This window comes from Reyranella sp. GW821-FHT12G01, assembly GCF_058806575.1.
Map to the genome: position 1 here is coordinate 3010645 of NZ_JBXAPV010000001.1, position 22764 is coordinate 3033408.

The window sequence follows — 22764 nt, forward strand, 5'->3', positions numbered from 1 at the left end:
TCTTCGTATCGGTCGACTAGCGCCGCTGCGCCGGCGCCTGGGGTTGTGGCGTGGGCGCGGGCGCGCGCGGTGCCGTTTGCCCCGGCGCCGCCGGGCTCACGGTCCCACCGCCACGGCCCAGAGCCTGCGCCTGCTCGCCGAGCAGGCCGAGCTGCCGGAAGCCGCTGTCGATCACCACGCCCATGACCTCCATCATCTTTCCGTAGTCGACGCTCTTGTCACCGCGCATGAACACGCGCTGGTCGGGCTTCTCCTCGTGGATCGCCTTCAGCTTGGCGCCCAGTTCGGCGACGTCGTACTTGGTCTCGCCCAGGAACACCTCGCCCTGTGAATTGACCGACACGACCATCGGCTCGTCCTTGCCGCCGACCTGCGTCGCGCTGGTCTTCGGCAGGTCGACCGGCACGCCGACCTGGAGCAGCGGCGCGGTGACCATGAAGATGATCAGCAACACCAGCATGACGTCGACCAGCGGTGTCACGTTGATGTCGGCAATGGGCGTATACCCACGCCGCCGGAACTTGCTGCCCGACGAGTTGCCGCCAGGTGCCGGGATGATGCCCGACATCAGACCTGTTCCTCGAGCTGACGCGACAGGATGGTGATGAACTCACCGGCGAACGCCTCGAGCTGCTGGGCGTAGCGCGAGACCTGGCCCGACAGGATGTTGTAGGCGGCGGCGGCGGGAATGGCCGCGACCAGGCCGATCGCGGTGGCGAACAGCGCCTCCGAGATGCCGGGCGCCACGACCGCCAATGAAGTGTTCTTCGACTGCGCGATGTGGCTGAAGCTGTTCATGATGCCCCACACCGTGCCGAACAGGCCCACGAAGGTGGCGTTGGCGCCGACGGTGGCCAGGAACCCCAGCCGCTTCTCGATCGCCTCCATCTCGCGCTGGATGGTGACGCCCATCACCTGCTCGATGCGCTGGCGGAGCGCCGCGCGTGCCGTGGCGCTCGAGGCCAGCCCCTTGGAGACCGACCGCCGCCATTCGCGCATGGCGGCGGAGAAGATGCTCGACATCGGATCGTCCGGCTTGGCGCCGACGCGGTCGTAGAGATCTTCCAGCGAGACGCCGGACCAGAACGTGTCCTCGAACGTCTGGGCGCTGCGCTTCAGCGAACGAAGGCGGAGAACCTTTTCGAAGATGATCGCCCATGACCAGAACGAGGCCAGCATGAGCAGGATCATGATGCCTTTGACGACCCAGTCGGCCTGCATGAACAGGCCGTAGACGGACATGTCGATAGTCCCCGTGCCGCCGCCGAGGGGGGCTCCGGCGACCTGCGCAAACGCGTCCATTTATGTTCTCCGTTGGTTCAAGAGGGTTGTATCCGAATATGGCGTGAGCGGGGCGATCCGCTCGCTGCAACCTGGGCCAGGGCAGTCCGCACGAGCGGCGGCAATCGGACAGGCCGACCGCCCTCGCCCATGCAGGCGACGACGAGTTCGGCTCGAACCAGGGTCTCTTCGCCGCGGCGTGCGTGCTGGATCATGTCCAGCGACGCGCCGCGCAATTCTCCGCAGCTGGTGACGATCTCGATTGTATCGTCGAGCCGCGCGGGCTTCAGGTAGTCGATGGCGCAGCGGCGCACCACCCAGTTGATGCCGCGCTCCTCGCGCAGCGCCGTGTGCTGCTGTCCCAGCAGCCGCAGCATCTCGGTGCGGCCGCGCTCCAGGAAGCGCAGCCAGTTGGCGTAGTAGACGATGCCGGCGGCATCGGTGTCCTCGTAGTAGACGCGCAGCGGCAACACGTGGGTGCCCTCGTCGATGCGCCCGGACATCGGCGCGGCGTTCACGCGTCCTCCGCCGGCCCACCGCCGGCCAGCAGGTCGAGCTGCTGCTTCTGTCCCTTGGGTATCTGCATGCCGACGTGACGATAGCCGCCCTCGGACAGCAACCTGCCGCGCGGCGTGCGCATCAACAGGCCGAGCTGCATCAGATAGGGCTCGATCACGTCTTCGATCACGTCGCGCTGTTCGGACAGGGCCGCGGCGAGCGTCTCGGCGCCCACCGGACCGCCGCCGTAATTCTCGGCGATGCAGACGAGGTAGCGGCGATCCATGGCGTCGAGCCCGCGCCCGTCGACCTCGAGCCGCGTCAGCGCTTCGTCGGCCACCCGCGCGTTGACCGTGGCATGGCCGCCGACGGCGGCGAAGTCGCGAACCCGGCGCAGCAGGCGGTTGGCCACACGCGGCGTGCCGCGCGAGCGCTTGGCGATCTCGGCGCTGCCGTCGGGCGCCAGCGACATCTTCAGGACGCGGGCGGCGCGCTGGACGATCGTCTCGAGTTCGGCCGGTTCGTAGAACACCATGCGCAGCGGAATGCCGAAGCGCTCGCGCAAGGGGCGCGTCATCAGGCCCGATCGCGTGGTCGCGCCCACGAGCGTGAACGGCGGCAGCTCGATGCGTACCGACCGGGCCGCGGGCCCCTCGCCGATCATCAGATCGAGCTGGAAATCCTCCATCGCAGGATAGAGGACCTCCTCGATTGCAGGATTGAGACGATGGATCTCGTCGATGAACAGTACGTCGTGCGGCTGTAGATTCGTGAGCTGCGCGGCGAGGTCACCGGCCTTCTGGATCACCGGGCCCGAGGTCGCGCGAAATCCCGCGCCCATCTCGCGCGCCACGATCTGCGCCATCGTCGTCTTGCCGAGGCCCGGCGGCCCATGCAGCAGGACGTGATCGAGTGCCTCGCCTCGCCCCTTGGCGGCAGCGATGAAGATCTTGAGGTTCTCGCGGACCTGCTTCTGGCCGATGAAGTCGTCGAGCGTCTGCGGGCGCAGCGCCAGTTCGGCCGCATCCTCCTCGGAGCGCTTGGCCGTCACGAGACGGTCGGGCACGGCGTTCATCGCGCAAGCTCCTGTAGGCCGGCACGGATCACGGCATCGAGCGGCGCCTCGGCGCCGAGGCGCTGCGTGACGCGGGCGACGGCGCCGAATGCCTCGACGCGCTTGTAGCCGAGGTTGACCAGGGCGGAGACCGCGTCCTCGTTGATCGAACCTGGCGCGCTCGACGGGGCGCCGGGTTTGGCGTCCGTGGCGGCCACCGGCTTGATACCGAAAGCAGCGGCCTTGTCCTTCAACTCGGTCGCCAGGCGCGCCGCGAGCTTGGGACCGACACCGGCGGGACGGCTGAGGGTCGCGCGATCCTGCGCGGCGATCGCGCGGGCGATCTCGTCGGGCGAGAGGGTGGAGAGGATCGACAGCGCCACGCGCGCGCCCACGCCCTGCACGGTCGTCAGGATGCGGAACCAGTCGCGCTCCGCCGTTTCGAGGAAGCCATAGAGCGAGATCGCGTCCTCGCGCACGATCGTCTCGACCAGCATCGTCGCCGGTCCACCGACCGCGAGATCGCGCAAGGTGCGCGCCGAGGCCGAGACGAGATAGCCGACTCCGCCCACATCGATGACGGCGCTGTCCGGATCGACCGAATCGACCATGCCCTTCAGCTTGGCGATCACAGCGCGGCCTCGATCCGTCGCGCCGTGGCGCGGTGATGGGCGTGGCAGATCGCGATCGCCAGCGCATCCGCGGCATCGTTCTTCGCATCGACGCCGGGCAGCAACCGGCCGACCATCATGGCGACCTGGTGCTTGTCGGCGTGGCCGGCGCCAACCACCGACTTCTTCACGAGATTGGCCGAATACTCGAAGACCTGCAGGCCGACGCGCGCCGGCGCCAGCATGACCACGCCGCGCGCCTGACCGAGCTTCAGTGTCGAACCCGGATTGACGTTCACGAAGGTCTCCTCGACCGCGGCCTCGAAAGGCTGCTGCGCTTCGATGACGCCGGCGACGCCCTCGAACAAATCCTTCAACCGCTCTGCCAAGGTGCCGGCGGTGGCGACCTTGACGACGCCGTGCGCCACATGGCGCAGGCGGTTGCCCTCGACCTCGATCACGCCCCAGCCGGTCAACCGCAGGCCGGGGTCGAGGCCGATCAGTCTCATTCCGCCCGGCTCAGGCCGCGAACTTCGCCAAAGCGTCGTCGGACACTTCGAAGTTGGCGTAGACGTTCTGCACGTCGTCGTTGTCTTCCAGGGCCGAGATGAGGTCGACCATGGTCTCGACCGTGTCGCCCTCGATCGGCGCGCCAGTCTTGGGCCGCCAGGTCAGCTTGGCGACGCTGGGCTGGCCCAGCGACTTTTCCAGCGCCTCGCGCACCAGGTTGAAATCGTCCTGCGCGCAGTAGATCTCGTGGACGCCGTCTTCGCCCTCGCCGCTCACCACGTCGTCGGCGCCGGCCTCGATCGCCTTCTCCATCACCTCGTCGGCGGTGCCGACGGAGAGCGGGAAGCGGAACTCGCCCAGCCGGTCGAACATGAACGACACGCTGTTGGATTCACCCAGGTTGCCGCCATGCTTGGAGAAGATCGAGCGAACCTCGCCCGCGGTACGGTTGCGGTTGTTCGTCAGCGCCTCGACGATCACGGCGACGCCGGCGGGGCCATAGCCCTCGTAGCGCACCTCGTCGTAGTTCGCGTCCGCATCGGGGCCCGAGCCACGCTTGATCGCGCGATCGATCGTGTCGCGGGTCATGTTGGCATCGCGCGCGGCGATCACGGCCGCGCGCAGGCGCGGATTCGAGGCCGGATCCGCAGCGCCCAGCCGGGCAGCCGTCGTGATCTCTCGGATCAACTTGGTGAAGATCTTGGCCCGCACGGCGTCCTGACGCCCTTTGCGGTGCATGATGTTCTTGAATTGGGAATGCCCCGCCATCGCCGACAACCAGATTAAGTAACGAGATGAGCCGGCTATACCACTTCTCGTGGGTTTTGGCAGGCTAGAGAGGCTGCGGAGACGGTATCGGGACAAAAAAAGGCGGGGGCCGAAGCCCCCGCTAAAAAACGTCGGAACCTTGATTCCGACGCCCCCTCTAACCTTGAAGACAGCTCGCCGATGCGGCGAAAAATCGTTTAACTTCAAAAGGATGCCGGTTTTTCCCCAGGCCGTCAATGACCCTCTTTCAGCCACCGCTAATAGCTATGCACGCACCCTGTGGGATACAAGATGCTGGAAAGTCAGGCCGCCGGGGAGAGCCTCCCCCCCACCCGGACCGGCCGGATCGACTTGGCGAGGCCCGTCCGGTCGTCGGTTTCGACAATCGCCGCGCACAAAGTGCCCTCGCCCTCGGCCGGCGACAGGCGTTCGCCCGGCATTTTCCGGATGAATCGCTGCATCGCGACCTCCTTCTTCATGCCGATCACGCTGTCATAGTCGCCGCACATGCCGACGTCGGTCTGGTAGGCGGTCCCGCCGGGCAGCACCCAGCCGTCGGCCGTCGGGACATGGCTGTGGCTGCCCAGCACCGTCGAGGCGCGGCCGTCGCAGAAATGCCCGATCGACTGCTTCTCGCTGGTCGCCTCGCCGTGGACGTCGACCAGGATCAGGTTGGCGCCGCGGCCCAGCGCATATTTCGAGAGTTCTGCATCGAGGGCGCGGAACGGATCGTCGAGCGCGTCCATGAACAGCCGGCACATCACGTTGATCACCACGATCTTCAGGCCGCGCGGCGTCTGGAACAGGTTGGCGCCCCACCCCGGCGTACCCGGCGGGAAGTTGATCGGCCGCAGCAGGCGCTTGTCCTGCGCGATGTAGGGAATGATCTCGCGCTGGTCCCAGGCGTGATTGCCGGTGGTGATGCAATCGACGCCGGCCTCGTGCAGTTCGGCGCAGATCTTGGCGGTGATGCCGAAACCCGCCGCCGCGTTCTCGCCGTTCACCACGACGAAATCGAGCCCGAGTTCGCGCCGCAGCCGCGGGACTTCCTTGACGACCGCGTCGCGGCCGGCGCGGCCGACGATGTCGCCGCAAAACATGATTTTCATGCGCTAGACAAAGGCGCAAGCGCGCCGGTCGGTCAACAGCCAATCCAGCCGCTGGTCATCGGCGCCGTGCGGAACTTCCGGCACGAGCTGCAGATCGAAGCCCAGTCCGATCGCCGTCACCTGCCGTCGCTTGCGGAGATGATCGAGCGTGCGGTCGTAGAAGCCGCCGCCATATCCCAGCCGCCAGCCCTCGCCGTCGCAGGCCAGCAGCGGCACGAGCAGGACATCGGGTTCCAGGGCCTCGCAGCGCGCCGCGGGCTGCAGAGTGCCGAACACGCCCGCTTCCAGCGGATCGCCCGGCTTCCAGGCGCGAAACAGCAGCCGCTGGTCCCGCCCCTGCACGACCGGCAGCGCCATCTGGCAGCCTTCGTCGAACAGCGCTTCCATCAGCGGCCGGATGTCGATCTCGTCCTTGATCGGCCAGAAACCCGCGACGACGGCGGGCAGTTCGACGGGTCGTTCAAGAAGGAAAATGCTCAGCAGGCCGTCGGCGGCGAGGCGCCGGTCGTCCTCGCCAAGCGCCTGTCGCTTCGCCCGCATCTCGCGGCGTAGCGCTTGCTTGCCATCGATCAGGGTCATGTTGGCAGAAGAAGCAAGGTGGGGCGGCTCCACGATGGGCCGTGGCTCGAAGAACCTCCAAGGCCTGCAAAAGCAGGTGGGCGTCGTGTAGCCAAGACCAGGGTCAAGGCCAGGAACAACTCCCAGGAGTTCTTATTGGCCCCGGGGTTTTTAGCGAACCACGCGCCGCGCAGAAATCCGCCCCACGTCCAATGTAGGGACTCGGGGCGGCCGTCGCAATGAGTGGCCCCAACGTCTAGGCCGCGCCCGACACCTTCTTCGACATCTTGTCGACGCGCGCCGTGATCAGGTCCTCGAGCGCGGTGGCCAGCGTCTCGGCGCTGTCGGTGGCGCTCGCACGGGCCGTTTCCGCGGCCTTGGCGACACCGCGCGCCTCGCGGCTTTCCTCGGCCAGCAGCAGCGAGGCGAACACGAGGAGCTTGAATTCGGGCGTGCCGGGAAGCTGGCGGCGAAGCTCGCTCACCTTCTCTTCGACATAGGCGGCCAGTTCCTGGACGCGCGCTTCCTCGCCTTCGCCACAGGCGAGATCGTAGGTGCGGCCACCAATCTGAACCGAAACTTGCGGCATTTCCGCTTCTCCTGTTTTTTTGCGCCTTATGCGGCGTCTGAGGGGATCGGCACTCTGCCACGTCGCCGGCGGCGACGCACTCCCCCCGGGCTGGGGAGGAAACGGCAGAACGGTCAGGACTGGTCGGCGGCGAGCAGCGAGCGGATATATTCCATCGCCCGTTCGAGACGGGTCTCGACCTCGATCGCCACCCGCTTCAGCTCTTCGTGCTCGCCCTCGACCTTCGCGAGGCGGGCGGCAAGCTCGTCGGAACGCTCGCGTTCGACCCGCAGCCGCTCATCGACCATCGACTCGAGCCGGCTGAGCGCGCTGTCTACACGGTCCTTTGCGCTGGCTGCCCTGGACATCGCTCCCCCGACAGCGGATCGCCGTTCGTTCGCCGGCTGAATCTGCTCCATCGACCAAGGATAGGAGGTGTGCCTGTTAGCGGTCAACATCTTGGCCCTGTGGAGGGTAAAAGCCCGCAATATGTTGGCTTTGCCTCAGGTTTTGCGCATTGACGCGCCAAGGGGTGGTCGTCATGTTGCGCGCCATTCGAAAAACCATACGGTATGCGCACAAAATGACCGACCAGAACGCTGCCCCACGCGACATGGCGAACGCCATCAGGGCACTGGCCATGGACGCCGTGCAGCAGGCGGATTCGGGTCATCCCGGCATGCCGATGGGCATGGCCGATGTGGCCACGGTCCTGTTCTCCAAGTTCCTGAAGTTCGACGCCTCCGAGCCCAACTGGCCCGATCGCGACCGCTTCATCCTGTCGGCCGGCCACGGCTCGATGCTGCTCTACTCGCTGCTGCATCTGACCGGCTACGCCGACATGACCCTCGACGAGCTGAAGAAGTTCCGTCAGCTCGGCGCCCGCACCGCCGGCCATCCCGAGTACGGCCATGCCAGCGGCATCGAGACGACGACCGGCCCGCTCGGCCAGGGTCTCGGCAATTCGGTCGGCTTCGCGCTGGCCGAGCGTGCGCTCGCCGAGCGCTTCGGCCGCGACGTGGTCGACCACTTCACCTACGTGATCGCCGGCGACGGCTGCCTGATGGAAGGCGTCGGCCAGGAAGCCATCACGCTGGCCGGCCACCTCGGCCTCGGCCGCCTGATCGTCCTGTTCGACGACAACGGCATCTCGATCGACGGCCCGACCTCTCTGTCGACCTCGGAAGATCACAAGAAGCGCTTCGCCGCTGCCGGCTGGCATGTGCTCTCGGTCGACGGCCACGATGCCGAGGCCGTGACGCGCGCGATCCGCAAGGCCCGCAACGTCACCGACAAGCCCTCGCTGATCGCCTGCAAGACGGTGATCGGCTACGGCGCGCCGACCAAGGCCGGCACCGCCGCCACGCACGGCTCGCCGCTCGGCAAGGACGAGATCGCCGGCGCCCGCGCCAAGCTTGGATGGAACCACGGCCCGTTCGACATTCCCGAGGCGATCTTCTCCGCCTGGCGCAAGATCGGCGCGCGCGGCAAGTCGGCCCGCCGAAAGTGGAACAAGAACCTCGCCGCCATGGCCCCCGAGGATCGCGCCGAGTTCGACCGCCGCCAGAAGGGCGACCTGCCGCCCGCCGTCGGCGAGGCGATCACGGCGTTCAAGGCCAAACTTGCCGCCGAGAAGCCCTCCTGGGCCACGCGCAAGTCGAGTCAGGAAGCGCTCGAGGTCATCAATCCGGTGCTGCCCGACACGGTCGGCGGCTCGGCCGACCTGACCGGCTCGAACAACACCAAGACCGCCACCCTGAAGGGCGCCTCGCGCACCGAAGCGGCCGGCCGCTACGTCTATTACGGCATCCGCGAGCACGCGATGGCCGCGGCGATGAACGGCATGTCGCTGCATGGCGGCGTCATCCCCTACGGCGGCACCTTCATGGTGTTCACCGATTATTGCCGCCCCTCGATCCGCCTCTCGGCGCTGATGGGCGTGCGGGTCATCTACGTGATGACGCACGATTCGATCGGCCTCGGCGAGGACGGCCCGACCCACCAGCCGGTCGAGCACCTCCCTGCCCTGCGCGCCATTCCCAACCTGCAGGTGTTGCGTCCCGCCGACGCCATCGAGACAGCGGAATGCTGGCAGATCGCACTCGAATCCAAGCACACGCCGAGCGTTCTTGCGCTCACCCGTCAGAACCTGCCGACCCTGCGCGGCGCCGGCGACGAGAACCTGTGCGCCAAGGGCGCCTATATCCTGGCCGGTGAAGAATCCGCGCCGATCCGCCTGATCGCGTCGGGCTCGGAAGTACAGCTCGCCCTCGCGGCGCGCGACCTTCTCGCCAAGGACGGCAAGGAGGCCGCCGTGGTCTCCATGCCGTCGTGGGAGTTGTTCGCGGCGCAGGACGACACATATCGCAACAAGGTCATGGGCGGCGACGGCACGATCCGCGTCGCCTGCGAAGCGGCAACCGGCTTCGGCTGGGAGCGCTGGCTCGGCGCCAAGGGCGCGTTCGTGGGCATGAAGGGCTTCGGCGCTTCGGCCAAGGCGTCCGAGCTCTACAAGCATTTCGGCATCACGCCCGAGGCGATCGCGGAAGCGGCGCGTCGGCTGGCGCAATAACGGAGGGAAGAAGATGGCTGTTCGTGTTGCAATCAACGGCTTCGGCCGCATCGGCCGCAATGTGCTGCGCGCCATCATCGAGTCGGGCCGCAAGGACATCGAGGTCGTCGCGATCAACGATCTCGGCCCGGTCGAAACCAATGCCCATCTCTTCCGCTTCGACTCGGTGCACGGCCGCTTCAACGGCGAAGTGAAGGTCGCCGGCGACACGATCGATGTCGGCCGCGGCCCGATCAAGGTCACTGCCGAGCGCGATCCCGCCAAGCTGCCGCACAAGGCGATGGGCGTCGACATCGCCCTCGAGTGCACCGGCATCTTCACCTCGAAGGACAAGGCCTCGGCCCACCTGACCGCCGGCGCCAAGCGCGTCCTGGTCTCGGCCCCCGCCGACAACGCCGACCTCACGGTCGTCTACGGTGTGAATCACGACAAGCTCACCAAGGATCACATCGTCGTCTCGAACGCCTCGTGCACGACGAACTGCCTGGCGCCGGTCGCCAAGGTCCTGAACGACGCGGTCGGCATCGACCACGGCTTCATGACGACGATCCACGCCTACACCGGCGACCAGCCGACGCTCGACACGATGCACAAGGACATGTACCGCGGCCGCGCCGCGGCGCTGTCGATGATCCCGACCTCCACGGGTGCGGCCAAGGCCGTCGGCCTCGTGCTGCCGGAACTGAACGGCAAGCTCGACGGCGTCTCGATCCGCGTGCCGACGCCGAACGTCTCGTGCATCGACTTCAAGTTCGTCGCCAAGCGCAAGACGGACAAGGAAGAGATCAACAAGGCCATCAAGCTGGCCGCCGGCAACCAGCTCAAGGGCATCCTGGGCTGGACCGATCAGCCGAACGTCTCGATCGACTTCAATCACGACAGCCACTCGTCGACCTTCCACATGGACCAGACCAAGGTGCTGGAAGGCACGCTGGTCCGCGTCATGAGCTGGTACGACAACGAGTGGGGCTTCTCCAACCGCATGGCCGACACGGCCGTGGCTATGGGTAAGCTCTAGGGGCCAAGCTCTAGGCCGATCCGGATCTATCCACGATGAGACGACGGGCGCCCCACGGGGCGCCCGTTTTCGTTGGAGGATGCGACGACCTCCGTCCCTCAGTCCCGATCCGTCCGCCGCGCCTTGATGCCGCGAAACGCCTCCGGCAGGTCGATGGGCTTCTGCTCAAGCGGGCGCGACGCCTGCAAGTCCACGAGGCCTGCCAGATGCCCAAGCATCAACTTCGCGGCCTTGTCGGCCTTGCCGCCCAGGATCGCCTCGGCGATGTCGCCATGGTCGTGCGGCCCGGCGCAGTTGGTGAGCTGCTGCGGGGCCGCGAGCGAGAAGTGCATGGTCGAGCGCGTCAGCAGGCCACGCAGCAGGCGCGTCAGCTCGTCGTTGCCGCAGAGTTCGGCGAGCAGGACGTGGAACTCGCCTGACAGCTCGAACAGGCGTCCGCGATCGTCGCGGCGCGTCGCCACCTTCTCCTCGGTGACATGCGCCTTGAGGCGCTTCGCCGCCGCCGCCGTATGGCCCTCGCTCAGACGGCGCACGATGGCTGCCTCCAGCATCGAGCGCACGTCGTAGATCTCGCGCATCTCCTCGACCGTGAGCGACGGCACGAAGGTGCCGCGGTTGGGGATCGCGGTCAGCCAGCCCTCGTGCACCAGCCGATGCAGCGCCTTGCGCACGCGCTCGCGGCTGACGCCGAGCACGCGCGCCAGCGCCGGCTCCTGCAGCTTGGTGCCGGGTGCAAGGCGGCCCATGTGCATCGCCCGCCTGATTGCCCCGTACACCGCCTCGTCGGCGGCGACGTCGCCCTTTCTCGCCTTACGCGGCATCGATCTCCTCCACCGCGGCGACCAGCAGCCGAAGGCCTTGCGCAAAGTCGGCGAGATCCATCGCCTCGTCCGGATTGTGGCTGCCGTGATCGTTGCGCACGAAGATCATCGCAGTCGGCACGCCCATGATGCCGAACACCGCCGAATCATGCCCCGCCCCGCTCGCCATCGACAGCGTCTCGACGTTCAGGTCCCGCGCCAACCGTTCGAGCCGTGCGCGATGCGTGCCGTCGATCGGACCGGGCTTCGCATTGGTGAAGGCGCCGAGATCGATCGTGACGCCGCGCCGCGTGCCGATCTCCTGCGCGATCTCCCGCAATCGCCGGTCGATGGCGAGCAGCACGTCATTGTCCTCGCTGCGGATGTCCATCGAGAACCAGACTTCGCCCGGGATCTTGGTCATCGTGTGCACGGCGGTATCGGTATGGAACTGGCCCACCGTGCAGACCAGATCCTTGCTCGCCGCCTCGTGCTCCAGCCACAGCGCTTCCAGGCGCGACACGAACTCGACGCCGGCCAGCAGCGCATCGTTGCGCAGCAATCGTGGTTCGGCGCCGGCATGACCGTAGCGGCCGACGATATGCGCATCGCGATAACGGAGGTTGCCGCGGATGCCCGTCACGATCCCGACCGGCAGCCCACGCTTCACCAGCACCGGCCCCTGCTCGATGTGCAGCTCGAGGAAACAAGCGATCTGCGCGGGATCGAGCTGCCGCTCGCGATTGCGGATACGGTCGGGCTTGAAACCTGACTCCCGCATGTGTTCGGCCAGAGTCCGGCCGGTGTCGGGACGCCGGCAGCCATCGAGTGCCTCGGGTTCGAGCAGGCCGAACACGGCCCGGCTGCCGATATAAGGCGCGGGAAACCACGATAGCTCCTCGGCGCGCACGCCCATCACCGTGATGTCACGGCGCGGCCGGCGGCCCGCGCGATGCCAGCGCGCCAGCATCGCCATGCCCGCGACGACGCCTGCCGCGCCATCGTAGTTGCCACCCTCGGGCACCGAGTCGAGATGCGAGCCCGTCATGATGGCCGGCAGCGACCGGTCCTGCCCCGGCAGGGTCAGATAGAGATTGCCCGCCGCATCGATCCGCTTTTCCAGCCCCAGTGTCTGGCCGATGCCTTGCATCAGGTCATGCGCCATCTGCTCGCCCTCGCCATACGACGCGCGGGTGACGCCAAGGCGGCTTCTGGAATGGGTGCGAAGGTGTTCGAACCACTGGCCTGCAAGGGCCGTTTCAGGATCGAGATCGCGATGGAGATCAGTCATGGGCCTGTCGAGAGCTGGTAAAATTATGTGCACATTACGTCAAGAAATGTGCACATCCGTCTGGAGCACGACATGCAAGCCGTGAGCCAGACACGCGATCTGGTCGGCTACGGCGGCACGCCACCGGCCTGGAAGCTGCCCGGCGGCGCCCGGCTCGCGGTCTCCCTGGTGATCAATTTCGAGGAAGGCGCGGAGTTGGCCGTCAGCGACGGCGATCCGCAAGCCGAGAAGATCTCGGAGGTGGTGAGCGTGGTGCCGCCCGGACGCTGGGACCAGGGCAACGAGCAGATCTTCGCCTACGGCATGCGCGCCGGGATCTGGCGCATGCTGGCGGCGCTTGAGAAGCACCGGCGGCCCGTCACCTTCTACATGTGCGGCCGGGCGGTCGAGCGCCTGCCACAGGTCGCGAGACGCATCGTCGAGGCCGGCCACGAGGCGGCCTGCCACGGCTGGCGGTGGCGTCCCCATGCCGACTACGCCGACCGGGACAGCGAACTGAACGACCTGCGGCGCTGCGTAGAAGTCATGGAAAGCGCGACAGGGCAGCGTCCCAAGGGCTTCTTCTGCCGCGGCAGCGAAAGCCCTGAGTCGCGCTCCATCCTGCGCGAGCTGGGCTTCGGCTATGCCAGCAACGGCTTCGACGACGACCTGCCCTACTGGGACAAGTCGGACGCCCGGCACCCGCTCCTGGTGGTGCCCTACGCGCTCGACAGCAACGACATGAAGTTCTTCCATCCCAACGGCTTCGTGCGCGCCGACGAGATGGTCGACTATGTGCGCGACGCCATCGACATGCTGATCGAGGAAGGCGAGGCCGGCCATCCGAAGCTGCTGAACATCGGCTGGCACCTGCGCATCGCCGGCCGCCCCGGCCGTTTCGCCGCCTTCAAGCGCGTGCTCGCGCTGCTCGATTCCTACGGGGACAAAGTGTGGATCGCGCGGCGCGATGCCATCGCGCAGTCGTGGCGAGAGCAGTTCCCGGCATGAACGATCCGCCGATGGTTGGCATGCCCCTTGCGTTTGCGCTGAACGGGAGGCGGCACAGTTGCAGGAAGCATTGAAAACCAACGCGGCACGCACGCTGGACGTCGAGGATCTGAGCGTCCGCTACGGAACGTCGACCGCGGTCGACGGCGTGACGCTCGCCATCGAGCCCGGCGAGGTCGTGGCCCTGCTCGGCCCGTCTGGTTGCGGCAAGACCACCCTGCTCCGCGTGATCGCGGGCTTCGTACGCCAAGCCGCCGGCCGGGTGCGGGTCGACGGCGCGGTGATCGACCATCTGCCGCCCAACCAGCGCAACATCGGCATCGTCTTCCAGAACTACGCCCTCTTCCCGCACATGACGGTGGCGGAAAACGTGGCCTACGGCCTGCGCGCCCGTGGCGTTCACGGCCCCGAGGTGCAGGCCAAGGTCTCGCGCTTCCTCGAGACCGTCCAGCTCGGCGCCTTCCACGAGCGCCTGCCCCGCCAGCTCTCGGGCGGCCAGCAGCAGCGCGTCGCGCTTGCCCGGGCGCTTGCCATCGAACCGTCGATCCTGCTGCTCGACGAGCCCTTCGCCGCGCTCGACCGCAACCTGCGTCTCGACATGCAGATCGAGATCAAGCGCCTGCAGCGGACGCTCGGCCTCACCACCATCCTGGTGACGCACGACCAGGACGAGGCGATGAGCGTCGCCGACCGCATCGCCGTCATGAACAAGGGCAAGGTCGAGCAGTTCGACACGCCCGTCTCGATCTACGACCGGCCGCAGACGCTGTTCGTGAATGGCTTCATCGGCACCACCAACCTGATGAACGGCAAGGTGGCCTCGCTGCAGAACGGCACCGCGACGGTGGTGCTGGATGCCGGCGCCAGCCTTACCCTGCCAGCGCCCGCCGGTGTCGGCCTCGGCGCGCCCGTTCTGATGTCGGTGCGGCCTGAGCAACTGGCGCTTTCCGCTGTTCCCGGTCCCGATACCTGGAAGATCGAGCCCGGCCTCGCCCTGCCGATCGGCGCGCAGCTCGTCCACGAGGCCCGCACCGCCGACGGCGCTTTCCTCAAGATCATCGAGCCGCGCCGCGCCGTCATGGGCGAGGCCGCCCGCGCCTACTGCACCCTCGCTGCCGACGCCCGCCCCACCCTGTTCCCGCGTTCCACCTGACAACCACGGAGATCCTTCCATGTTCAGCCGCAGACATCTGCTCGCCGGCGCCACCGCCCTCGGAGGCGCCTCCTTGCTCCCCTCGATCGCTCACGCAAAGGGCAGCGTCGCCGCCGCCATCTACCCCGGCAGCTGGGAGGAAGCCTTCCGCGCCATCGTCGCGCCGGCCCTGAAGAAGAAGGACAGCGTCGACCTCGAGCTGCAGCCGCTCTTCGCCGTCGACCAGGTCGCGAAGGCCAAGGCCGCGCGCGGCGCCCCGCCGTTCGACGCCTTCGTGCTCGATCCGGGTCCGCGCATCACCGCGATCCAGGACGGGCTGTTCGACAAGCTCGACGCCAAGAAGATCTCCAACGCTTCCAAGCTGCCGGCCGGGCTGGTCGACGAATGGGGCGTCGGCGTCAACGCGCAGGTCGTGGGCATCGCCTACAATCCCAAGAAGGTTCCGGCACCCAAGGGCTGGAAGGATCTCTTCACCGATCCGTGGGTGTCGCGCCTCGGCCTGACCGGCTTCCAGACGACCTTCGGCACGGTGTCGCTGATCGAGATCGCCAAGGTGTTCGGCGGCTCGGAAACCAACATCGAACCCGCGCTCGTCGAGCTGAAGAAGGTCCTGCCGAAGATCGCCGCCGTCGGCCAGCCGGCCGCCATGCCGAGCCTGTTCCAGCAAGGCCAGTGCGACGTGATGTATACCAACACCCAGACCGTCGCGACCTTGAAGGGCCGCGGCGTCGACATCGAGTTCGTGAAGCCCGAGACGGGCGCCATCACTTTCCTGACGACCCTGCACATCGCCAAGGGCGCCGGCGACGTCGAGAACGCCTACAAGTACATCGACATCGTCGCCGGCAAGGAAGTGCAGGAGGCTCTCACCAAGCCGCCGTACAACTTCATCCCGGTGAACAAGGACGTCCCGCTCCCCGACTACCTGCCGATGAAGAACCTCGACGAGATGTCGACCTACATCCGTCACGACTGGGCCAAGATCAATCCGCTGCGCGCCGGCTGGATCGAGAAGTTCAACAAGGAAATGGCGAAGTGAAAAAGCTGGCAGAGTGGCAGCTCGCGCTGCCGCTCGCGCTGGCCTTTGCATCGATCTTCCTGGCGCCGCTCCTCATGCTGGTCGGCGTCAGCTTCTTCAACGACGACAAGATCAGCCAGCCGGGATTCGGCCAGTGGGCCAAGTTCCTCGGCGATCCCTTCAGCTACAAGGTGATCGCCGACACGATGCTGCTTGGCCTGAAGACGGTGTGCGCCACCATCGTGATCGGCTATCCGTTGGCACTTATCTATCTCGATGCGGGACCGCGCCTGCAGAAGGTGCTGATCTTCATCATCGTCATGCCGCTGCTGCTCTCCGTGGTGGTCCGCACCTTCGCCTGGATCGTGGTGCTGGGTCGCGAGGGCGTGGTCAACACGCTGCTGATGCAGCTCGGCATCATCTCCGAACCGCTGCGCCTGCTGCAGACCGAGCTCGGGCTCGTGATCTCGCTGACCCAGATCGAGATGCCGCTGATGCTCCTGCCGCTGATCAGCGTGATGTCGCGGCTCGATCCCAACCTGCGCGACGCCTCCTCCGCCCTCGGCGCCTCGCGCTGGCGGACGCTGTTCAAGGTGATCGTGCCGCTCAGCATGCCGGGCCTGGTCGCGGGCTGCCTGCTGGTGTTTGCAAGCTCCACCACCGCCTTTATCTCGCAGACCGTGATCGGCGGCGTGCGCCTGATCTACCTGCCGCTGCTGATCTGGCAACAGTCGCTGGTCGTCTTCAACTGGCCCTTCGCCGCCGTGGTGTCGCTCACCCTGCTCGTGTCGGTACTGACGGTGGTGAGCGCGCTCTCCTATCTCGGCCGTCGCTCCGGAGGCTACGTCCATGGGTAGGCGCCGCAGCATCGGCGATCTGTCCTACAGCATCGTGATCGGCACGCTGGCGGCGCTGGCGCTGCTGATCATCGTGGCGCCGGTGGTGATCGTGCTCACGACCTCCTTCACCGAGGGCCGCTCGCTGAAGTTCCCGCCGACTGGCTTCTCCCTGCAATGGTACGAGGCGCTGTTCGACGAATCGAAATCGCGCCAGATCCATCGCGCTGTCTACAATTCGCTCGAAGTGGCAGCCTGGTCGACCGGCTTCGGCATCCTGTTCGGCAGCATGGCGTCGCTCGGGCTGGCGCGCAGCCGCCACAAGCTCGCACGCGCGGCCGACGGGCTCTTCATGTCGCCGCTGGTCCTGCCCGGGCTCACTTTCGGCCTGGCGGCGTTGATGTACTTCACCTTGATCGGCTTCCGGCCGTCCATAAACCTGATCATTGCCGGCCACATGATCGTGACCGTGCCGTTCATCATTCGGACGACCTCCGCCAGCATCTCGCAGCTCGATCCGGCGCTGAACGACAGCTCGCAGAGCCTGGGGGCGAGCTGGTTCTACACCTTGCGCCGCGTGACCCTGCCGCTGATCGCGCCCGGTATCTTCGCCGGTGCGTTCCTCGCTTTCATGGCGTCGATCGACAACGTGCCGGTATCGCTTTTCCTGTCGACGGCGCGCACCGACATGCTGCCCATCCGCATGTGGGGCATGATGGAATCCACGCTCGATCCGCGCATCGCCGCGGTGTCGGGCGTGTTGATCGCCGCGGCCTTCCTGTTGATGCTGATCATGGAATGGACGGTGGGATTGACCCGCCGCATGCGCGACTGACGAGGACCCGCCAATGGAACTGATCCCCCAGCCCCTCACGAAAGAAGCCTTCGCCCCCTTCGGCGACGTGATCGACGTGCCCGACACGGCCGGCCGCACCTACTACGAGGAGGCGCTCGGCAACCTGCGGCCGACCGCGCATGCGAGTATCTCGGTCAGCATGAAGGCCGAGACGCCGGACCGGCCGCTGCGCAGCGACTACATGGAGCGCCACGAATTCTCCTCCCAGACCTTCATGCCGCTCGATGTCGAGCGCTGGCTGATCATCGTGGCGCCGCATGCGGCCGCGGGCGGTCCCGACGTCGGCGGCATGAAAGCCTTCGTCGCCACCGGCAAGCAGGGAGTCACCTATCGTCCCGACACCTGGCATCACGGCCTCACCGTGCTCGACCGCCCCGGCCGCTTCGCCGTCTTCATGTGGCGGGACGGCGGCAAGGGCGACGAGGAGTTCGTGCCAGTGCCGCCCTTCACCGTCCGCATTCCCTGAGCCATGCTGGAGTTTCACGATGCCCTACGAGGTCCGCCGCGATTTCATCGGCTACGGCGCCAATCCGCCCGATCCGAAATGGCCCAACGGGGCGCGCATCGCGGTGAACTTCGTCATGAACTACGAGGAGGGCTCTGAGCCCTCCATCCAGGACGGCGAGGGCCATACCGAGATCGGTCTCAGCGACGCCGCCGGCATGGGCCAGTCGATCCAGGGCCGCGATCTCGCGGCCGAGGGCCTGTTCGAATATGGCAGCCGGGTCGGCTTCTGGCGCCTGATGCGTCTCTTCCAGGAGCGCGGCCTGCCAATGACGATCTTCGGCTGCGGTCTCGCCATGGAGCGCAATCCCGAGGCCTCGGCCGCCATCGCCAAGTCGGGCTTCGACGTCTGCTCGCATGGCTGGCGCTGGATCAAGCATTACGAGCTCGACGAGGCGACCGAGCGCGAACACATCCGCAAGGCGATCGCCGCCATCCAGAAGATGACCGGCGAGCGGCCGCTCGGCTGGTACTGCCGCTATGGACCCGGCGTGAACACGCGCCGCCTCGTGGTCGAGGAAGGCGGCTTCCTCTACGACAGCGACTATTACGGCGAGGAGCTGCCCTTCTGGCTCACCGTCGACGGCAAGCCGCAGCTCGTGGTGCCCTACTCCGTCACCAACAATGACGGCCAGTTCGCCGCCTCGATCGGCACGTCGGACCAGTGGTTCTCCTTCGTGCGCGATGCCTTCGACATGCTCTACCGGGAAGGCGCCACGCAGCCCAAGATGATGTCGATCGGCCTGCACATGCGCCTGATCGGCCATCCCGCGCGCGCGGTCGGCTTGCAGCGGCTGCTCGACCATATCCAGAAACACGAGGGCGTCTGGGTGACCCGCCGCCTCGACATCGCGCGCCACTGGATCAAGACCCATCCCTATCCGGGCAAGGGCTTGAATGAGTAGTATCGCCACGCCATGGCGGACGAAATCGTGCTGGTACGCGACTGGAAACAGACCGAAGCCGCGCTGCTGGCAGCGCGCGCTTCCGGCACGGCGCCTGTCTTGCTGACGCCCGAGAACGCGGCCGCGATTTATGGCGCGGGCTATCTCGGCGCGCTGCAAACGCGGGCGCGCGAGGAATTCCCCGACGTGCCGTTCACGCTGATCGTCGATTGCGGTGACACGCCGGGCTACGCGCTGGCCTGCCTGCGCGCCGGCGTGAGCACGATCTCGATGGCCACGCACAACGACAAGATCGCCGACATTGCCCGCCAGATGGGCGCCGAATTGGTAAGGAGACCTTGATGAGCTGGGAACCGACACGCGACCTCATCGGCTACGGCCCCAATCCGCCCGATCCGAAATGGCCCGGCGGCGCGCGCATCGCCATCAACTTCGTCGTGAACTACGAGGAAGGCTCGGAACCGTCCGTGCAGGACGGCGAGGGTTACACCGAAACCGGCCTCACCGAATCGAGCACCTCCTCGCAGGGGCTGAAGGGCCGCGACCTCGCCGGTGAAGGCATGTTCGAGTTCGGCAGCCGAGTCGGTTTCTGGCGCATCCACCGCGCCTTCCAGGAACGCGGGATGCCGCTCACTGTGTTCGGCTGTGCGCTAGCGCTGGAACGCAATCCGCTGGCTGCGCAGGCGATCAAGGCCGCGGGCTGGGACGTCTGCTGCCACGGCTGGCGCTGGGTACGCCACTTCCAGCTCTCCGAGGCCGAGGAGCGCGAGCACATCCAGAAGGCCATCAAGTCGCTGGAGCAGACCGTCGGCGAGCGCCCGGCCGGCTGGTACTGCCGCTATGGACCGAGCGTGAACACCCGCCGCCTGCTGATCGAGGAAGGCGGCTTCACCTACGACAGCGACTATTACGGAGAGGAGCTGCCGTTCTGGCAAACCGTCGAAGGCAAGCCGCACCTGATCGTGCCCTATTCACTGACCAACAACGACGGCAAGTACGCCGCCGGCATGGTCCATTCCGAGCAATGGTTCGGCTTGGTGAAGGACGCCTTCGACGTCCTCTACAAGGAAGGCGCCACGCAGCCCAAGATGATGTCGGTCGGTTTGCACCAGCGCCTGATCGGTCACCCTGCGCGCATGGCCGGTCTCTGGCGCTTCCTCGACTATGTCCAGAAACAACAGGGCGTCTGGGTCACCCGGCGCCTCGACATCGCCAAGCACTGGATCGCGACGCACCCGTACCCGGGCAAGGGCCTCAACGAATAGCCTTCAGGGCTTTGCGCGCCCGGCAACCATGCGGACCTTGCCGGGCGACGCGAACCAGATCGATGCGGCGCCCAGGGCGCTGAAGCCCAGTGCCACCGCGAAGGCGATGCGATAGGCGCCTTCGACATCGTACAGCACGCCGGTGACCCACGGTCCCGCGGCGCCGCCGGCCAACAGCGAAACCATGATGATGCTGAAGATCGAGCCGAAGTGCGGGCCTTCGAAGATCTCGGCCACCACCGAGCCCATCAGGCTGGTGAAGGAATAGCCCAGCACGCCCTGCGACAGGACCATCAGATAGAGCAGCGGCTGCGACGGCCCGGCGCCGAGCGCCAGGAGCGCCGCATAGCAGATCACGAAGCCTGCGCCCGCGATGGTCCAGACGATCTCGCGGCCGATGCGATCCGACAGGGCGCCGAGCAGGATTTGTCCCGGAATGCCCACCATCGCCACGAGACCCAGCGCCCAGGCCGACTGCATGGGGCTGAAGCCGATCTCGACGAGGTACTTCGTCTGGTGGACCTGCACCGCGTACCAGGCATAGCCCGTGCTGAAGAAGCCGATGCAGAGCCACCAGAAGCGATGCGTCCGCACCGCCTTGCCCACCGTCCATTCGATGGCGGCCCATTTCGGATCGACGATGGCGGCCGCCCGGCGCGCGGCGGCCGCACCCGCTTCTTTCGCGCCGTCGGGCAGGAGGCCCAGATCCTGCGGCCGCTTGGTCACGAACAGGTTGATCGGCAGCAGCACGAACAGCGTCATCAGCCCGAGCGCCCAGCAGGCGCTGCGCCAGCCGTCTTTCAGGATGATCGTCTGCAGCCACGGCAGGATCAGGATCGCGCCGACGCCGACGCCGGAAAACGCCAGCCCGGTTGCCAGCGCCCGGCGGCGCACGAACCAGTTGGGCAGATACTGCGACTGCACGGAAAAGCTCATGCAGTTCGCGCCGGCGCCCACCAGCACGCCGAGCGTCGCGTAGAGCTGCCAGGGCGCACTGATCACCGTGGCGCCCAGCAGGCCCGCCGCCGTCAGCACGACGCCGATCTCGATCACGAAGCGCGGGCCCCGCCGGTCCATGGTCCGGCCGACGACCGGGCTGATCACGGCCGAGATCAGGAAGCCGAAGGAAAACGCGCCCGCCGCCAGGCCGCGGTCCCAGCCGAATTCGTCGACGATGGGCGGGAACATCAGCGAGAAGGCCGTTCGGGTGGTCACGCTGACCGCCACCGTCAGGAAGGCGATCGCGATGATCACCCAGCCGAAGAAGAACGGCAGGCGTGCCGCGAATGACTTGGGCGGCATGGGCGACGAGGGAGACGGCACCGACTTTTCCTTTATCCGTTTCGCCAGTCGCGTTGTGGCTTTAGGAGTACCCAGCCTGTCCACAGCTCCGCCCCGGGGTCAATAACGTGGCAGGTAGTCGTCAGCGGCAGGGCTTGAACCGGCCCGCCGGCACCGCTATCACCGGCTCCGTTTCCCCTCGAATGAACTGCTTTGGGAGCTGGCCCGTGAAAATCACCCGTACCGTCAAGAAGATCCTCGACAACTACGAGAGCGATTGCCCCGGCACCAAGGCCAACCTGGCCCGTATCCTGATGCACGGCCGCCTCGGCGGTTCGGGCAAGATGGTGATCCTCCCGGTCGACCAGGGCTTCGAGCATGGCCCGGCCCGCTCCTTCGCGCCGAACCCGGACGCCTACGATCCGCACTATCACTACCAGCTGGCCATCGACGCCGGCCTGAACGCTTACGCAGCCCCCCTCGGCCCGCTCGAAGCCGGCGCCGACACCTTCGCGGGCGCCATCCCGACCATCCTCAAGGTCAACTCGGCCAACTCGCTGTCGACCAACAAGGACCAGGCCGTGACGGCCACCGTGGCCGACGCGCTGCGCCTCGGCTGCTCGGCGATCGGCTTCACGATCTATCCGGGCGCCGAAGACCAGTACGAGATGATGGAAGAGATCCGCGAGCTGTCGGCGGAAGCCAAGGCGGTCGGCCTCGCCGTCGTCATGTGGTCCTATCCGCGCGGCGGCAAGCTCGACAAGGCCGGCGAGACGGCGATGGACGTCTGCGCCTACGCCGCCCACATCGCGGCCCTGCTCGGCGCCCACATCATCAAGGTGAAGCCGCCGACGAACGTGCTGTGGCAGCCCGAGGCGAAGGCCGCCTACGAGAAGGCCAAGGTCGACATCTCGACCCTGCCCGCGCGCATCAAGCACGTAATGCAGGCGACCTTCAACGGCCGCCGCATCGTCGTCTTCTCCGGCGGCGAAGCGAAGGACCTCGAGGGTCTGTTCAACGAAGTCCGCGGCCTGCGCGACGGCGGCGCCAACGGCTCGATCATCGGCCGTAACACCTTCCAGCGCCCGCGCGAGGAAGCGCTCGACATGCTCGACAAGATCATCGCGATCTATCAGGGCAAGATGTAAAGACGGCTATCCGCCGATCCACGAAGGGCGCTGGGCAACCAGCGCCCTTTTTGTTTGTCGGTCGTCCAACTCGGCTGACGAAGTCGTTTACTGAGAAGCCTCCCCGAAAAACCCACACAATATCTGATGATCAGGTAACTCGGCTCATCGTTAGTCGACGCAGATGCAAAGTC

At 66.7% G+C, this 22764-nt stretch carries 26 protein-coding genes and 1 other RNA gene; 12 read left to right on the forward strand and 15 right to left on the reverse strand.

What is annotated here, in order from left to right:
• Window positions 1-16 precede the first annotated feature (16 nt).
• The 12 genes from tolR to AC1RP5_RS14575 all read right to left on the reverse strand — a co-directional run bounded on the left by tolR (window position 17) and on the right by AC1RP5_RS14575 (window position 7325).
• Entirely contained in the window at window positions 17-568 is a 552-nt protein-coding gene (tolR, locus tag AC1RP5_RS14520; RefSeq protein ID WP_493111588.1) for a protein TolR, read from the reverse strand.
• Window positions 568-1302 carry a protein TolQ gene (tolQ, locus tag AC1RP5_RS14525; protein ID WP_493111589.1) on the reverse strand — a complete coding sequence of 245 codons (735 nt, stop codon included), beginning with the start codon at window positions 1300-1302 and terminating at the stop codon, window positions 568-570. Before tolQ ends, tolR begins: the two co-directional genes overlap by 1 nt.
• 17 nt (window positions 1303-1319) lie before the next feature.
• Window positions 1320-1799 (reverse strand): tol-pal system-associated acyl-CoA thioesterase, encoded by a 480-nt coding sequence (gene ybgC / locus AC1RP5_RS14530; RefSeq protein ID WP_493111591.1) that lies wholly within the window; start codon window positions 1797-1799, stop codon window positions 1320-1322.
• Window positions 1796-2854 carry a Holliday junction branch migration DNA helicase RuvB gene (gene ruvB, locus AC1RP5_RS14535; protein WP_493111593.1) on the reverse strand — a complete coding sequence of 353 codons (1059 nt, stop codon included), beginning with the start codon at window positions 2852-2854 and terminating at the stop codon, window positions 1796-1798. The genes ybgC and ruvB overlap by 4 nt, the downstream gene beginning before the upstream one ends.
• Window positions 2851-3465, reverse strand: coding sequence for a Holliday junction branch migration protein RuvA (ruvA, locus tag AC1RP5_RS14540; RefSeq protein WP_493111595.1), 615 nt, complete (start codon window positions 3463-3465; stop codon window positions 2851-2853). The genes ruvB and ruvA overlap by 4 nt, the downstream gene beginning before the upstream one ends.
• Window positions 3462-3953: a crossover junction endodeoxyribonuclease RuvC gene (gene ruvC / locus AC1RP5_RS14545; protein ID WP_493111596.1), complete on the reverse strand. Its 492-nt coding sequence runs from the start codon at window positions 3951-3953 to the stop codon at window positions 3462-3464. Before ruvC ends, ruvA begins: the two co-directional genes overlap by 4 nt.
• Window positions 3954-3963: 10 nt before the next feature.
• Window positions 3964-4722, reverse strand: a complete 759-nt coding sequence (locus tag AC1RP5_RS14550; RefSeq protein ID WP_493111598.1) for a YebC/PmpR family DNA-binding transcriptional regulator — start codon at window positions 4720-4722, stop codon at window positions 3964-3966.
• Window positions 4723-5024: 302 nt separating this feature from the next.
• Window positions 5025-5831: a TIGR00282 family metallophosphoesterase gene (locus AC1RP5_RS14555; RefSeq protein WP_493111600.1), complete on the reverse strand. Its 807-nt coding sequence runs from the start codon at window positions 5829-5831 to the stop codon at window positions 5025-5027.
• 3 nt (window positions 5832-5834) lie between these two features.
• The gene (locus tag AC1RP5_RS14560; RefSeq protein WP_493111602.1) at window positions 5835-6410 is read right to left on the reverse strand and encodes a 5-formyltetrahydrofolate cyclo-ligase; all 576 of its coding nucleotides are present in this window, start codon (window positions 6408-6410) and stop codon (window positions 5835-5837) included.
• A gap of 22 nt (window positions 6411-6432) precedes the next feature.
• Window positions 6433-6589, reverse strand: a non-coding RNA gene (ssrS, locus tag AC1RP5_RS14565) — 6S RNA.
• Between the two features lie 56 nt (window positions 6590-6645).
• Window positions 6646-6978, reverse strand: coding sequence for a cell division protein ZapA (locus AC1RP5_RS14570; RefSeq protein ID WP_493111604.1), 333 nt, complete (start codon window positions 6976-6978; stop codon window positions 6646-6648).
• Between the two features lie 113 nt (window positions 6979-7091).
• Complete coding sequence (locus AC1RP5_RS14575) at window positions 7092-7325, reverse strand: hypothetical protein (RefSeq protein ID WP_493111605.1); 234 nt, start codon at window positions 7323-7325, stop codon at window positions 7092-7094.
• 215 nt (window positions 7326-7540) lie between these two features.
• Here AC1RP5_RS14575 and tkt point away from each other — a divergent pair, with 215 nt between their 5' ends.
• Window positions 7541-9529 (forward strand): transketolase, encoded by a 1989-nt coding sequence (gene tkt / locus AC1RP5_RS14580; protein ID WP_493111607.1) that lies wholly within the window; start codon window positions 7541-7543, stop codon window positions 9527-9529.
• A gap of 13 nt (window positions 9530-9542) precedes the next feature.
• A complete protein-coding gene (gene gap, locus AC1RP5_RS14585) occupies window positions 9543-10547 on the forward strand; it encodes a type I glyceraldehyde-3-phosphate dehydrogenase (protein ID WP_493111609.1) in 1005 nt (334 codons plus the stop codon).
• Window positions 10548-10645: 98 nt separating this feature from the next.
• Here gap and AC1RP5_RS14590 read toward each other — a convergent pair whose 3' ends face one another.
• Together AC1RP5_RS14590 and AC1RP5_RS14595 are read right to left on the reverse strand one after the other, a co-directional pair.
• Window positions 10646-11368, reverse strand: coding sequence for a GntR family transcriptional regulator (locus AC1RP5_RS14590; protein ID WP_493111610.1), 723 nt, complete (start codon window positions 11366-11368; stop codon window positions 10646-10648).
• Window positions 11358-12638 (reverse strand): Zn-dependent hydrolase, encoded by a 1281-nt coding sequence (locus AC1RP5_RS14595; RefSeq protein ID WP_493111612.1) that lies wholly within the window; start codon window positions 12636-12638, stop codon window positions 11358-11360. Before AC1RP5_RS14595 ends, AC1RP5_RS14590 begins: the two co-directional genes overlap by 11 nt.
• A 72-nt stretch (window positions 12639-12710) precedes the next feature.
• On the opposite strand from AC1RP5_RS14595, the gene AC1RP5_RS14600 reads away from it, so the two are divergent.
• The 9 genes from AC1RP5_RS14600 (at window position 12711) to AC1RP5_RS14640 (ending at window position 20162) form a co-directional block, all read left to right on the forward strand.
• Window positions 12711-13625 carry a polysaccharide deacetylase family protein gene (locus AC1RP5_RS14600; protein WP_493111614.1) on the forward strand — a complete coding sequence of 305 codons (915 nt, stop codon included), beginning with the start codon at window positions 12711-12713 and terminating at the stop codon, window positions 13623-13625.
• 70 nt (window positions 13626-13695) lie between these two features.
• Window positions 13696-14778 (forward strand): ABC transporter ATP-binding protein, encoded by a 1083-nt coding sequence (locus tag AC1RP5_RS14605; RefSeq protein WP_493111616.1) that lies wholly within the window; start codon window positions 13696-13698, stop codon window positions 14776-14778.
• A gap of 19 nt (window positions 14779-14797) precedes the next feature.
• Complete coding sequence (locus AC1RP5_RS14610) at window positions 14798-15817, forward strand: extracellular solute-binding protein (RefSeq protein ID WP_493111618.1); 1020 nt, start codon at window positions 14798-14800, stop codon at window positions 15815-15817.
• Window positions 15814-16653, forward strand: a complete 840-nt coding sequence (locus tag AC1RP5_RS14615) for an ABC transporter permease (RefSeq protein ID WP_493111620.1) — start codon at window positions 15814-15816, stop codon at window positions 16651-16653. Before AC1RP5_RS14610 ends, AC1RP5_RS14615 begins: the two co-directional genes overlap by 4 nt.
• On the forward strand, window positions 16646-17467 hold the full coding sequence (locus AC1RP5_RS14620; protein WP_493111622.1) for an ABC transporter permease: 822 nt from the start codon (window positions 16646-16648) through the stop codon (window positions 17465-17467). The genes AC1RP5_RS14615 and AC1RP5_RS14620 overlap by 8 nt, the downstream gene beginning before the upstream one ends.
• 13 nt (window positions 17468-17480) lie before the next feature.
• Window positions 17481-17954, forward strand: coding sequence for an ureidoglycolate lyase (locus tag AC1RP5_RS14625; protein WP_493111624.1), 474 nt, complete (start codon window positions 17481-17483; stop codon window positions 17952-17954).
• 19 nt (window positions 17955-17973) lie between these two features.
• Complete coding sequence (locus tag AC1RP5_RS14630) at window positions 17974-18897, forward strand: polysaccharide deacetylase family protein (RefSeq protein ID WP_493111626.1); 924 nt, start codon at window positions 17974-17976, stop codon at window positions 18895-18897.
• Window positions 18898-18909: 12 nt separating this feature from the next.
• The gene (locus AC1RP5_RS14635; RefSeq protein WP_493111628.1) at window positions 18910-19239 is read left to right on the forward strand and encodes a hypothetical protein; all 330 of its coding nucleotides are present in this window, start codon (window positions 18910-18912) and stop codon (window positions 19237-19239) included.
• Window positions 19239-20162, forward strand: coding sequence for an allantoinase PuuE (locus tag AC1RP5_RS14640; RefSeq protein ID WP_493111630.1), 924 nt, complete (start codon window positions 19239-19241; stop codon window positions 20160-20162). Before AC1RP5_RS14635 ends, AC1RP5_RS14640 begins: the two co-directional genes overlap by 1 nt.
• 3 nt (window positions 20163-20165) lie before the next feature.
• On the opposite strand, the gene AC1RP5_RS14645 is transcribed toward AC1RP5_RS14640, so the two are convergent.
• Window positions 20166-21464 (reverse strand): MFS transporter, encoded by a 1299-nt coding sequence (locus AC1RP5_RS14645; protein WP_493113364.1) that lies wholly within the window; start codon window positions 21462-21464, stop codon window positions 20166-20168.
• Between the two features lie 206 nt (window positions 21465-21670).
• Between AC1RP5_RS14645 and AC1RP5_RS14650 the strand changes: the two genes are divergently transcribed.
• Window positions 21671-22591 carry a class I fructose-bisphosphate aldolase gene (locus tag AC1RP5_RS14650; protein WP_493111632.1) on the forward strand — a complete coding sequence of 307 codons (921 nt, stop codon included), beginning with the start codon at window positions 21671-21673 and terminating at the stop codon, window positions 22589-22591.
• Window positions 22592-22764 lie beyond the last annotated feature (173 nt).